This is a genomic window from Streptomyces canarius, from assembly GCF_014650735.1.
Classification (GTDB): Bacteria; Actinomycetota; Actinomycetes; order Streptomycetales; family Streptomycetaceae; genus Streptomyces; species Streptomyces olivaceoviridis.
Map to the genome: position 1 here is coordinate 1 of NZ_BMVN01000040.1, position 12,505 is coordinate 12,505.

Below are 12,505 nucleotides of genomic sequence, written 5' to 3' on the forward strand. Positions count from 1 at the left end.
GATCCCCAGCACCCGGTGTCCGCGGTCGGCGAGCCGCCGCGCGGTGGCGAGGCCGATCCCCTTGGACGCTCCTGTGATCAGCACGGTACGTCCGGACAACAGCGTCTCCTTCTCCTCGGGCGTCCCCGACGTGGACCCTGCCACCGATCCTCCCGGGAGCGACCCGGGTGGGGAAAGGCGTCCGCGGGCGATTACGCCGTAATAGACGACGGCGTGGGACCGGCTCGCCTCGGCGGGGCCCTCCGTCAAGGTGCGCCGCCGCCAACGGACTTGAGGGCGGCGGTGTCGACGGCCGGGTACGAGGTGCCGTAGGGCTGTCCGGCGGAACGGGACGGGGCCGGCGCTGCCGAGCGGGCCGACGGGGGACCGGGTGCCGGGACCCCGGCGGCCGGTCCCCCGTGGTCCCGGTGGTCCCGGTGGTCTCCCGTGTGGCCGGTGCCTCCCGCCGGTGGTCAGGCCCGGCTCACCGGCGCCTGGAGTTCCGTCACCCAGTCGTCGCGGTTCTCGGGGCACTCCAGGTTGACCTCGCGGGGGTAGCCGGTCGACCGGTAGCCGCCCGCGTCGATCCAGTGGGCCAGGGTCTGCGCGGTGGGCAGCACGGTGTCCATCGAGCCGCGGTGCACGATGGACGCCGCCCGGTCGAGGGCCGGCAGGTCGAGCACGCGGAAGATGCCGTCGTCCTGGAGGGGAGCGGAGACCTGGACGGCGGCGTGGACGGTGATCCTGCCGCCGCCCTCCGGGGCGTCCTCGTAGTGGGCGACACCGGGGCCCGTGGGCGCGATGCCCGCCGAGTCCAGGCGTCGGAACAGCTCGTCGTAGAGCGGTCCGATGACCGGGCCGATGTCCTCGGGGTCGAAACTGGCGGCGGTCGCGGTCAGTTCGGCCACCCGGACGCCGGGGACGGTCTTGATGACGACGTCGTTCGTGGGCATGTGCCCCTCGCTCTCGATCGCTCGGAGCCTCGCCTCGACCTGGACCAGCCGTGCTCCCGCGGCGGCCATGGCGGTCTCCAGTTCGGCCCGCCGCAGCCGCAGCATGCCGCGCAGTTCCTCGGCGCCCACCTTCTCGTCCACGATGTCGCGGACCTGCCGGAGGGAGAATCCGAGGTCCTTGAGCGCGATGATCCGGTTGAGGCGGGCGAGCTGGGCCGCGGTGTAGTGGCGGTAGCCGCTGACGGGGTCGACGTGGGCCGGGCGCAGCAGGCCGGTCGCGTCGTAGTGACGCAGCATCCGGACCGAGACGCGGCCGTGCCGGGCGAAGTCTCCGATGGTGAACATGATGTCTCCGAGCTGACCGCCTGACACGGTGTGAGGGTCAAGAAGGTACTCGGCGGCCGGGGAGCAGCGAGCACGCGGGGTGGGTTCGCGCGGACGCACCGAAGCTGCCGCGCCGTCAGCAGGACCTGATACGCCAGGCGTTGGCCGGCATAGGTCGCGCCCTCGGCGGTAGCGGAGGCATGCTGGAGTCAGCGCGAAAGTCCGCAGGCCGACCGCGACGTCACGTCGTGACGACCGCGTGCGAAAGGTGGCTCCCCATGGCCGGTTCCGCTCCGTACGATGACGTCCCCGCCTACCGCCCGGGAGGCGGCTCCGGGTACCAGGCGCCGCCCGGCCCGCGGTCCGTCGCGGCCGGCCGGCTGTGGGCCACCGGCGCCGCGACGGCGGTGGTCGCCGCGCTGGTCGCGGTCGTGGCCACGATGTTCGTCCGCGGTGTCCTCGACGTTCCGCTGTTCGCGCCGCGCGGGGCGGGCGTGTGGGGCGACGTGACGACGGGGTACCTGGCGGCCTGGGCGGCGGCCGGCGCCGTCGTGGGCACCGGGCTGCTGCACCTGCTGCTGCTGACCGTCGCCCGGCCGCGCGCCTTCTTCGTCTGGATCGCCGGCCTGGCGACCGCGGCGCTGGCCCTGCTGCCGTTCACGACGGACCTGGCGCCCGACGCCCGCCTCGCCACCGCGGCCGTGTTCCTGGCCGTCGGCGCGACGATCACCGGGCTGCTCTCGGCGACCGCCTCCAGCGTGGCGCCGGACCGGGGCGACGACACCTGGTGACGTACGGCCCCGGGAGGGCTTCGGTCCACTCAAGTCAATGTGCCGGGCTCACGGCGATGACATTGACATAACGTGTGCCGCCTGCGCTGCTCCCTCGCTCAACTTTCCCAGCCATATGCGGCTACATTGCGGAGCATGACGGTACGACGGTGGTACGGGAGCCGGCGGCTGGGGCTGACGCGTCTCACAGTCGCGGCGAGCGCCCTGCTGGCCCTGCTGATAGGTGTCGCGTTCGTGGTCCTGCTGTGGGCGATCGACGACGCGAACGACTCCACATCGGCGCGCCGCGCCTCCCGCACGGCTCTCGTCGAGGCCGGGACCATGGAGCAGCTCCTGGTGGACCTGGAGACCGGGCAGCGCGGCTTCGTGATCACGAAACGGGACGACTTCCTCCAGCCGTGGCAGGCGGCGCGCAAGGCGCTGCCCGCCGAGATCCGGCGGTTCAGCGACTCCGCCACCACCCCCGCGCAGCGACGCACCGCCGAGCAGATCACGCGGGGTGTCCGGTCCTTCCTGGACGACTACTCGATCCCGCTGGTGGACTCGGTCCGGCGGGGCGATCCCGCCGCGTCCGGTCTGGCGGTGACGGCCGAGGGGAAGCGGCGCGTCGACACCCTGCGGGGCCAGTTCGACGCGTACACGGCGGGCGAGCGGGCCCAGCTCGCCGCGCGCGAGGACGCCGCCGGTGCCAACGCGCACCGGGCGGTCATCGCGGCCGGCGTGGGCATCGCGGCCTCGACCGCACTGGTGGCCGCCTTCACGGTGCTCCAGCACCGTGCCGTCGTACGGCCCGTGCGCGGGGCGGCGGCAGCGGCCGGGCGGCTGGCGGGCGGCGACCTCGGCGTCCGGATCCCGCCCAGCAGGGTGGCCGAGATCGACGCGCTGGGCGCGTCCTTCAACACGATGGCGACCTCGTTGCAGGACAGCCGCAGACGGACCATGGAGAGCGTCGAGGCGGTGCACCGGCGTACGGCCCGCGACCTGCACGACGGGGCACAGCAACGCCTCGTCAGCCTGATGATCGGGCTCCGGCTCGCGCGGGAGCTGATCCCCGACACGGACACGTCGGTGACCGAGCTGATGGACCAGTCGATCGACAACGCGCAGACGGCGATCGACGAGCTGCGGGAACTGGCCAGGGGCATCTACCCGCTGGTGCTGACGGTGAAGGGCCTGGCGGCGGCCGTGGAGGACCTGGCGTCCCGGTGTCCGATCCCGACCGTCGTGCGGAGCGAGTACCCGCGGCGGCTCTCCACCACCGTGGAGTCGAACGTGTACTTCGTGGTGGCCGAGGCGGTGACGAACGCGGTCAAACACGCCCAGGCATCCCGGATCGACATCTCCCTCGACCTCACGGACGTCCTGCGGATCCACATCGTGGACGACGGTGTCGGCGGCGTCGGCGACGCCACCGCCGGCAGCGGCCTGACCGGCCTGGCGGACCGGGTGTCCGCCTTCGACGGCACCCTCACCATCGACTCGCCCCCCGGCGCCGGTACTTCCCTCCTGGTACAGATCCCGATCCCGTCCGGAACAGAGACTCCTTCACAGCTCAACTAACGTGTGCCGGGCGGCGCGTCCGATCGCCGCCTATGCCACAGGAGTTGAGTTGCCCATATCCCTGCTCGTGTCCCCGAGCGCCGCGCCCCGCCGGCGCAGACGCCTGGCCGCCTGCGCGGCCGCCCTGGCCACCGCCTTACTGACGGCCCTCGCCGCCCCGGCCCCCGCCCGCGCGGAGACCGGGGACCGGCCCGCGGCACACGCCACGCAGACCTCACGGGACCACGTACGACCGCTCTGCGGCCCGCCCAGGCCGCACGAGTTCACCTGCTTCGGGCTGCTCCGCACGGATGTGACGGACCGTCAGAAGCTGCGCGGCGCCGATGACGACCCCCAGGGCTACGGGCCCGCCGACCTGCGCGGTGCCTACGACCTCCCCGCGGACGGCGGCGCGGGCGCCACCATCGCCGTGGTCGACGCCTTCGACAACCCGAACGCCGAGGCCGATCTCGCCGTCTACCGCGCCCAGTACGGGCTGCCGCCCTGCACCACCGCCAACGGCTGCTTCACCAAGACCGACCAGCGCGGCGGCGCCCACTACCCGGACCCCGACCCCGGCTGGGCGACCGAGATCTCCCTCGACCTGGACATGGTCTCCGCGGTGGCGCCGAGGGCCCGCATCCTGCTGGTCGAGGCGGACACCGCCACGATCGACGACCTGGGCGCGGCCGTGGACCAGGCGGTCGCGCTCGGCGCGAAGTACGTCTCCAACTCCTACGGCTCCAACTACACCTTCTTCCCGGAGGACCCGGCGGAGTCGGCGGCCGACGTCCACTACGACCACCCGGGCGTGGCCGTCGTCGCCTCCTCCGGCGACTACGGGTACGGCGTGGCGTACCCGGCCGCCTCCCCGCACGTGACCGCGGTCGGCGGCACCACGCTCACCAAGGACCCGGCCACCGCGCGCGGCTGGTCGGAGTCGGTGTGGGACCACGACGGCGGTGGAACGGGCTCCGGCTGCTCCCGGTACGAGCCCAAGCCGGCGTTCCAGCGGGACACCGGCTGCCCTGGACGTACCGTCGCCGACGTCTCCGCGGTGGCCGACCCGGACACGGGTGTCGCCGTGTACGACAGCTACGGCGACACCGGCGGCTGGGGCGTGGCGGGCGGCACCAGCGCCTCGGCGCCGATCATCGCCGGCGTGTACGCGAACGCGGGCACCCCGGCGGCGGGCTCCCGGCCCGCCGTCTACCCGTACGCCACCGGCGGCCGGGGACTGCACGACGTGACCACGGGAGCCAACGGGACCTGCGCGCCGGCCTACCTGTGCACCGCGGGTCCGGGCTACGACGGCCCCACCGGCCTCGGCACCCCCGACGGCCTGTCGGCCTTCACGATGGGCCCGCACGGCACGCTGACCGGCACGGTCACCGACGCGGGCTCGGGCGCGGGCGTCGCGGCGGCCGAGGTGACGGCCGGCCCGTACAGCACGACCACCGACGCCCACGGCCGCTACACCCTGCCGCTGCCCGCCGGTGACCACGACGTCCGGGTGACGGCCTACGGATACGCGCCGGGCACCCTGCCGGGCGTCCACCTCACCGACGGCGGCACCGCGAGCGGGGATCTCGGCCTGCGCAAGCTCGCCACCCACCGGATCTCCGGCACCGTCACCGACGGTTCCGGGCACGGCTGGCCGCTGCACGCGCGGATCACGGTGGCCGGGGTGCCGGGCGCCCCGGTGTGGTCCGACCCGGTCACCGGCGCCTACCGCCTCGACCTCCCCGAGGACCACACGTACACCCTGCGCGTGGTCAGCGACGACAGCGCCTACCAGTCCCTGGAGCGCGAGGTGGCCGTCGGCACCACGGACCTCACCGTGGGCCTGGCCCTGCCCGTGGACACCTGGGCCGAGGACGACCCGGCGTACACCGTGAAGGCGGACACCGTCGGCAGCGAGACGTTCGACGGCACCTCCGGGCCGCCCGCCGGCTGGAGCGTGAGCGGCACCCCGGGCTGGACGTTCGACGACCCCGGCGGCCGGGGCAACACCACCGGCGGTTCCGGCGGCTTCGCCGTCGCCGACGCCGACCACGCCGGGAGCTCCCTGGACACCTCCCTGCTCAGCCCCGCCTACGACTTCGGCCGCGCCGGAGACCCGGCGCTCAGCTTCGACACGGACTACGAGGGCTCCGCGGAGCAGCAGGGCGAGGTGCAGGTCAGCGCCGACGACGGCCGGACCTGGACCACGGTGTGGCACCAGGACCAGCTGTGGACGAGCGGCCGGGTGGAGATCCCGCTGACCGCCTACGCCGGCGAGCGCGCGGTGCGGGTGCGGTTCCACTTCAGCGGACCCAGCCTGTTCTGGGCGGTGGACGACGTCACGGTCACCGAACGGGTCGCGACGCCCGTGCCCGGCGGCGTCCTCACCGGCACCGTCACCGACGCGAACACCGGGAAGGGGCTGATCGGATCCGTCGTACACACCGGCGCGGCGGACGGGCCGGCCGCGCCGACGGTCGCCACGACCGGTGACCCGCGCCTCGGCGACGGCGCCTACCGGCTGTTCGTGCCCGGCTCCGGCCGGTCCACCACGGCGACGGCGGCCAAACCGTCGTACGTCACGGCCACCCGCACCGTCCAGGTGCCCGCCGACCGGGTCACCGAGGCCTCGTTCGTCCTGAAGGCGGGCCGGCTGACGGTCCGTCCGGGGCGGATCGACGCCACCTCCCGACGGGCCACCGTGGTGCGGAAGGTGACGGTGCGGAACACCGGCACCGCGCCGATCCGGCTCCGCGTCGGCGAGCGCACCGGCACCGCGCCGGGGTCCCCGGCCCCGGGCACCGCCTGGCGCGCGCTGCCCGACCTGCCCGTCCCCGTGATGGACAACGCGGTCGGCACCTACCGGGGCAGGCTCTACTCCGCCCTCGGCTCCGACGGCCAGGAACCCATCGCCGACCTGTACGTGTACGACCCCGCCACCGGCGCCTGGCAGCGGGGCCCGGCCGCGCCCGAGCCCCGGCAGGCCACCGCGCACGGATTCATCGGCAGCCGCCTGTACACCGTGGGCGGCTGGGGCCCCCAGGAGACCGTCAGCCGGACCACCCAGGTCTTCGACGCGGCCACCGGCCGCTGGTCGAAGGGCCCGGACATCCCCGAGGGGCGCTACGGCGCGGCGAGCGCCGTGCTCGACGGGCGGCTCTACGTCGTCGGCGGCTGCACGAACACCGACTGTTCGGACACCGTGTACGCCTACGACCCGGGCGCGCGGTCCTGGTCCCGGGCCGCCGCCTACCCGCAGACCATCAGCTGGGCCAACTGCGGCGCCGTCGACGGCAGGCTGTACTGCGCGGGCGGCGTCCACGACTACGTGGAGACCGGCGCCGGCTACGTCTACGACCCGGCCTCCGACAGCTGGCAGCCCATCGCCGCCATGCCGGTCGGCCTGGCGACCGGCGCGTACGCCACCGCCAACGGACAGCTCCTCGTCTCCGGCGGATTCAAGCGGGTCGGCCCCAACCGGGTGCTCACCGCGCAGGGGTACGCCTACGACCCCGGGACGGACGCCTGGAAGCGGCTGCCGGACGCCCCGGCCGCCGTCTACCGGGGCGGCGGTGCACCCGGCCTGTACCGGGTGGGCGGCAGCGGCGAGCCACGGTTCCCCGTCCCCGTGTCCACCGTGGACGTGCTGCCCGGATACGACCGCACCGAGACGGACGTCCCCTGGCTGACCGCGAACCCGCACCGCCTGACGCTCCGGCCCGGGCGGAGCGCGACGTTCACGGTGACCCTCGACCCGCGCCGGCTGACCCGGCCCGGCGACTGGACGGCGTCCCTGACCCTGACCACCGACGGTCCGTACTGGGTGCCGGACATCCCGGTCCGGCTGCGCGTACCGGCCCGAACGGCCTCGTAGCGGGCCGCACGGCGGCGGGCATGCGTACGGCCCTCGTCCCGGGACACGTCCGGGGGCGGGGGCCGTCGCGTCGTGCGGTGCGGGTTCGCGCGGACACGCCGGCGATGTGACGCGGCGGGGGAGCCCAGGTGCGCCGGCCCCTTCGGCGTCGGCGGGCACGCGCGCGTGCCCCGGCTGCGGGATGTCAGGGGGAGATGGTGAGGCGGCTGACGAGGTCGCCGTCGAGGGGTGATCGTCGCGCTGGCGGCCTGGGGGAACCAGCACCTGCCGCCGGAGGAACGGACCATGATCCTGGTCGACGCGCAGACCGGGGAGGAGGCCGAGCCGGTCGTGGTGGACCGGCACACCGGGCGGAACCTCGACGACAGCGAGGCGTTCGTCTTCGCGGCGGGGCCGGCGGCCGGTGCCACCATGCGCGCCCGGTACGCCGAACTCGAACGGCGCCGGGGGGAGGCCGGGGCGCAGGGGTAGGCGCGGGCGGTCACCCCGTCGTACGGCGGGTCCCAGGGGTCACCGCCACCAACCCGGCTCCGCCGTACCGTCCGTGGTGCGTCCGTCGGCGTGCACGTAGTGGCGTACGTCCCGGCCGGCTGCCGACAACTCGCCGGACAGGGCCCGCTCCACCCACTCGGCGCCAAAACGGAAGACCTCCGCCGCCACGCCGCCCAGGGGATGGAACTCGTTCTCGTAGACCCGCATCTCCTTCGGGGCGCGCACCCGCTCGTAGGAGGCCAGCGCCTGGTCGAGCGGGGTCAGTTCGTCGAACTCGCCGATCCCCATCAGGACGGGGCAGGTGATGCCGGCGACGAGGTCGCCCAGGGGCATCCGCTGCGCGAGTTCCGTGTCGAAGCGGTCCTCGTCCGTGTACCCGGCCATGTACATGTAGTTGTTCTTGAACGTGGGCTGGGCCCTGTTGAAGATCGTCTCGAAGTCGCCGGTGACGCCTTCGAAGGCGGCCAGGGCCGCCAGCCGGGGGTCGGTGGCGGCGGCCCGCAGCCCCCAGTAGCCGCTCATGCTGATGCCGAACATGCCGATGCGGGAGGCGTCGACCTCCTCCAGGTCCGCCAGGTGGTCGATGAAGCGGCTGACGGCCCTCTCGTAGTTCGTCAGGCCGACGGTCAGTCCGGCGGCGCGGGACTCGCCCTGGCCGGGGCCCTCGATGGACAGTGCGACCATGCCGCGTGAGGTGTAGTAGCGCTCCGCGGCGTGGAGGTAGTCCTCCTTGATCATGTCCATGCCTGGGCCGAGGATGACGGCCGGGGCGTCGCGCACCGGGCCCGCCGGCAGGTGCAGCAGGCCGTGGATGTGCTTGCCCTCGAAGTCCAGCACCACGCGGCGTACCCGGTTCCCCCGCAGCTCGCCCAGCCGGGCCACGCAGTGGTTGCAGCGCTCGCGGTAGCGGGCCTTGCGGGGGTCGTCCGCGTCGAAGACCGAGTACTGGGCCCGGCCCCACATCACCGCGGCGCGGACATACAGGTCCGCGGCGGTCTGCGGGAAGCCGTTGGCCTCGTGGTGCTGCGCGCGCTCCTGCGCCTGCCGGGCGACGACGGCCCACGCCTTCGGCAGCATGGCGCCGCTCTTGACCTGGGCGAACACCTTGTCGAAGCCGGTGTGGTCGTGTCCCAGCTGCTCCATGGTGCCCTTGGCGGCGGGGTGCAGGGCATCGAAGCCGCCCTGTGCGAGGGCGATGTCCAGGGCCCAGCTCTGCCCCGCGGAACGGACGGTCATGGTGGGTTCCTCTCCGTGTCTGCCGGCTGACGAGCGCCTCTGGCGACTACTGGCGGCCAGCTTTCGATAAGTACTTACTCATTAAGTACTTATGCTAATCTGCTGTCAAGCAGACGACGTCGATGACCGAGGAGTCCGGTGAGCGAGACACCCGATGCGGCGCAGGAGCGGCTCGCCGCCCTGGAGGCCGTCGCCCGTGCCGCCTACAGCCTCAGCGCCGCCGACGCCCGCCTCCGGGGGAGGGCGACCCGGGTGCCGGGGGCGCTGTCGCTCACCCACGCCCGGGCGCTGCGGGTGCTGGCCGAGCGCGGGCCGCTGCCGGTCAAGGAGCTCGCTCAGGCCGCGGAGACCACCAGCGCCGCCGCGACCCAGCTGGTGAACGGCCTGGAGCAGGCGGGCTACGTCACCCGTGAACGCCCCCACGGAGACCGGCGTTCGGTCCTCGTGTCGCTCACGGACTCCGGGGTGCGCAGGCATCGCGAGCGCGAGCGGTTGCTCGCCGCGGCCCTGGACACACGGCTGGCGACCCTCGACGTAGAGGCGCTTCAGGCGGGCGCGGCGGTCCTCAGGGAGCTGGCCGTCATCTACGACACCCTCTGAGCGCCGCCGGCGCGGCGCCGGTGGGGGAGTGGCGCGTTGACCGGTCGGTCGGGGAACGCGGCATACCTCACGCGTACGTCTGTGGGTCATATGACCCATTGATGTTGCGCTGTGGGGCGGCTTGCCGGGCGGTCATCACAGGGGCGGTCATCACAGGGGTGGTCTTCCCTTCCCGGTGAGGAGGCCCCATGGTGCGGGTCGAGCGTCTGCCGGCCGACTGCCTGGAGGGCGCGCGTGCCGAGTCGCCGGGCACCGTTCCCCTCGCGGCGCACGACGCCGGTTGCGCGGACGCCCGCCGGACCTTCCTGACGGCCGGACTCCCGGCCCTGCGCGCGCACGCACCCGAGGCCGGGCGGGTGCAGCTCGACGTGTGCGTGCGGTTCCGCGCGGCGGAGCCGTCCGGGGCGGAGGACCTGCGCGCCGCTCTGCTGCGCCGACCGGACCCGGGTCGGCAGGGCCACTCCTGGGCGCGGCCCGTGCCCGGGGTGTACGAACCGGAGAGCTGCCTCTTCGGCGGCCCTCGCTCCACGCCGTGGGCGCACGCGCTGTGCACCGCCGGCTCCCGGCCTGGCCGGACGTGCACACCGCCGCGGCCGGTGAGCCGGCACCGCCCGGCCGACGGGTGTCCCTGGCGCTGCCGCACGTCGTCTTCGACGGTCTGGGCATCGTCGGCTGGGAGCACCGTGGGGTCTGGCAGGTCGTACCGGAGGAGGCCGGGCGCCGGCTGCCGGGCGGGCTCGGCACGCCGGACCGGCGCCGGGCCGCCACCGGTATCCGCGCCTACTGGGACCCAGGGCCCCGGCGCCCGGCTCGGCATGCTGCCGAAGCCCTGGCGGGACGTCCTGGGAGAGCACCCGGAGGCCACCTGCCTGGGCCTGCGCTGACCGCGCTCCCCGGGCCGGGTCATTCCCACCGGGCACGCCGAACGGGTCGCGCCCGTCGAGCGGGCCGGAGACGCCGAACCGGCCGGGCACGTCGGCGGGTTGGTGCTGGGCCACGGGCGTGATCTTCCGTCGGTGACGGCGGCGCTGCTGCACGGCGACATCGACGCGGGCTTCGGCCGGGTCCACCCCCCGCTGCACACCGGACTGGCACACCGCCTGGTCCGCCTCGAACCGGTGGACGCCGTCCTCGGCGCGGACCATCCCCTCGCGGCCGAACCGGACCTGCGGCCGGACCAGTTGCGCGACGCCGTGCTGTGGGCGCCCGGTCCGCTGGACCGCCTGGACTTCCTCCACCAGTTCGCCGACCGGTTCGCGATCCGGAACAGGGCCACGAGCGTCAACCTCGGCCTCGCCCCCTTCCTCGCCGAGGTGGCGGCCGGGCCGCGTCGCTTCTCGCTGCTCCCCGCCGACGTGCCCCTGCCGGACGTCCCCGGGCCGCGCTCCGTACGCTCGTCCACCCCACGCCGCTGTACGCCTGGTCACTGGTGTGGCGCACCGGCACCGGCCACCCGGGGCTGCACGACCTCATCGCCGCCTGCGCCGCGCGGGCGGGGCGCAGCCGGTGGCTGGAGTACGACCCGGCCCGCGACTGGCTGCCGCAACCGCAGGCGTCCTGTCATGCCGTGTGACCCGGGGCCGGGGCGCGCCTGGCGGTGTCCCGCCGGATGAGGGCCTCGGCCACCACGGCCGGCCGTCGTTTGACATGGAGCGCACTCCAATGCCTAGCGTCCCGGGTGAACGGTCCGACGAGCGCAGGAGGCAGCAGCATGACCGACGTCCCCACCCGGTACCTGGGCGAACTGGCGGTCTCCGCGCAGGGGCTCGGCTGCATGGGCATGAGCCACGGGTACGGCGCCTCGGACGACGCGCAGTCGATCGCGACGCTGCACCACGCCCTGGACCTCGGCGTCACCCTCCTCGACACCGCCGACTTCTACGGCGCCGGGCACAACGAGGAGCTGATCGGGCGAGCCGTCGCCGGGCGGCGCGACGAAGTGGTGCTGGCGACCAAGTTCGGCTTCGCCAACCGCCTGGGCGAGCCCACGCTGATCCGCGGCGACGCCGCCTATGTGCGCCAGGCGTGCGACGCCTCCCTGCGCCGGCTCGGGGTCGACCACATCGACCTCTACTACCAGCACCGGGTCGATCCGCGGGTACCGATCGAGGAGACCGTCGGGGCCATGGCCGAGCTGGTGCGGGCCGGCAAGGTGCGGTACCTGGGGCTGTCCGAGGCCGGCGCGGGGACCATCCGGCGGGCGCACGCGGTCCATCCGATCTCCGCGTTGCAGAGCGAGTGGTCGCTGTGGACCCGGGACCTGGAGGCGGAGACCGTCCCGGTCTGCCGTGAACTCGGCATCGGCCTGGTCCCCTTCTCGCCGCTCGGGCGCGGCTTCCTGACCGGCCGCTACAGCTCGGTCGACGGGCTGGCGGAGACCGACGTACGGCGCAGCCAGCCGCGGTTCGCCGACGGCAACCTCGAACGGAACCTGGCGATCGTCGCGAAGCTGGACGAGCTGGCCGCCGCCAAGTCCGTCACGGCCGGCCAGCTCGCCCTGGCCTGGTTGCAGCACCGGGGCGACGACGTGGTGCCGATCCCCGGCACCCGGCGGCAGCGTTACCTGGACGAGAACCTCGCGGCGCTGGACGTCGGGCTGTCCGCCGAGGACATCGCCGCGATCGAGGCCGCGGCCCCGCCCGAGCACATCGCGGGCAGCCGTTACGACGCGACCAGCCTCACCTTCGTCGACCGCTGACCCCGAGGGGCGGGTG

8 protein-coding genes and 2 pseudogenes are annotated in these 12,505 nt (G+C 74.1%); 8 read left to right on the forward strand and 2 right to left on the reverse strand.

Annotated features, from left to right (window positions below):
• Nucleotides 1-452 precede the first annotated feature (452 nt).
• Complete coding sequence (locus IE294_RS36090; protein WP_189893265.1) at nt 453-1,277, reverse strand: MerR family transcriptional regulator; 825 nt, start codon at nt 1,275-1,277, stop codon at nt 453-455.
• Between the two features lie 257 nt (nt 1,278-1,534).
• On the opposite strand from IE294_RS36090, the gene IE294_RS36095 reads away from it, so the two are divergent.
• From IE294_RS36095 to IE294_RS36110, 4 genes and pseudogenes are all read left to right on the forward strand, one after another.
• Entirely contained in the window at nt 1,535-2,047 is a 513-nt protein-coding gene (locus IE294_RS36095; protein WP_189893267.1) for a DUF6069 family protein, read from the forward strand.
• 135 nt (nt 2,048-2,182) lie between these two features.
• The gene (locus tag IE294_RS36100) at nt 2,183-3,607 is read left to right on the forward strand and encodes a CHASE3 domain-containing protein (protein ID WP_229917654.1); all 1,425 of its coding nucleotides are present in this window, start codon (nt 2,183-2,185) and stop codon (nt 3,605-3,607) included.
• Nucleotides 3,608-3,656: 49 nt separating this feature from the next.
• On the forward strand, nt 3,657-7,463 hold the full coding sequence (locus tag IE294_RS36105) for a Kelch repeat-containing protein (RefSeq protein ID WP_189893268.1): 3,807 nt from the start codon (nt 3,657-3,659) through the stop codon (nt 7,461-7,463).
• A gap of 222 nt (nt 7,464-7,685) precedes the next feature.
• Nucleotides 7,686-7,934: pseudogene (locus tag IE294_RS36110) on the forward strand (winged helix-turn-helix transcriptional regulator); the annotation flags it as partial.
• A 39-nt stretch (nt 7,935-7,973) separates the two neighbouring features.
• On the opposite strand, the gene IE294_RS36115 reads toward IE294_RS36110, so the two are convergent.
• Nucleotides 7,974-9,191, reverse strand: coding sequence for an alpha/beta hydrolase (locus IE294_RS36115; RefSeq protein ID WP_189893270.1), 1,218 nt, complete (start codon nt 9,189-9,191; stop codon nt 7,974-7,976).
• Nucleotides 9,192-9,329: 138 nt separating this feature from the next.
• Here IE294_RS36115 and IE294_RS36120 point away from each other — a divergent pair, with 138 nt between their 5' ends.
• From IE294_RS36120 to IE294_RS36135, 4 genes and pseudogenes are all read left to right on the forward strand, one after another.
• Nucleotides 9,330-9,791: a MarR family winged helix-turn-helix transcriptional regulator gene (locus tag IE294_RS36120; protein WP_189893273.1), complete on the forward strand. Its 462-nt coding sequence runs from the start codon at nt 9,330-9,332 to the stop codon at nt 9,789-9,791.
• 188 nt (nt 9,792-9,979) lie between these two features.
• Nucleotides 9,980-10,675 carry a hypothetical protein gene (locus IE294_RS48085; RefSeq protein WP_229917656.1) on the forward strand — a complete coding sequence of 232 codons (696 nt, stop codon included), beginning with the start codon at nt 9,980-9,982 and terminating at the stop codon, nt 10,673-10,675.
• A 57-nt stretch (nt 10,676-10,732) separates the two neighbouring features.
• Nucleotides 10,733-11,364 (forward strand): annotated as a pseudogene (locus IE294_RS36130) (LysR substrate-binding domain-containing protein); the annotation flags it as partial.
• A gap of 138 nt (nt 11,365-11,502) precedes the next feature.
• On the forward strand, nt 11,503-12,489 hold the full coding sequence (locus IE294_RS36135) for an aldo/keto reductase (RefSeq protein WP_189893275.1): 987 nt from the start codon (nt 11,503-11,505) through the stop codon (nt 12,487-12,489).
• Nucleotides 12,490-12,505: the final 16 nt, after the last annotated feature.

Bases quoted from the DNA above. Each gene is read 5' to 3' on its own strand.
- IE294_RS48085 (WP_229917656.1), top strand. From the start codon at position 9,980: ATGGTGCGGGTCGAGCGTCTGCCGGCCGACTGCCTGGAGGGCGCGCGT.
- IE294_RS36090 (WP_189893265.1), bottom strand. From the start codon at position 1,277: ATGTTCACCATCGGAGACTTCGCCCGGCACGGCCGCGTCTCGGTCCGG.
- IE294_RS36135 (WP_189893275.1), top strand. From the start codon at position 11,503: ATGACCGACGTCCCCACCCGGTACCTGGGCGAACTGGCGGTCTCCGCG.
- IE294_RS36100 (WP_229917654.1), top strand. From the start codon at position 2,183: ATGACGGTACGACGGTGGTACGGGAGCCGGCGGCTGGGGCTGACGCGT.
- IE294_RS36095 (WP_189893267.1), top strand. From the start codon at position 1,535: ATGGCCGGTTCCGCTCCGTACGATGACGTCCCCGCCTACCGCCCGGGA.
- IE294_RS36115 (WP_189893270.1), bottom strand. From the start codon at position 9,191: ATGACCGTCCGTTCCGCGGGGCAGAGCTGGGCCCTGGACATCGCCCTC.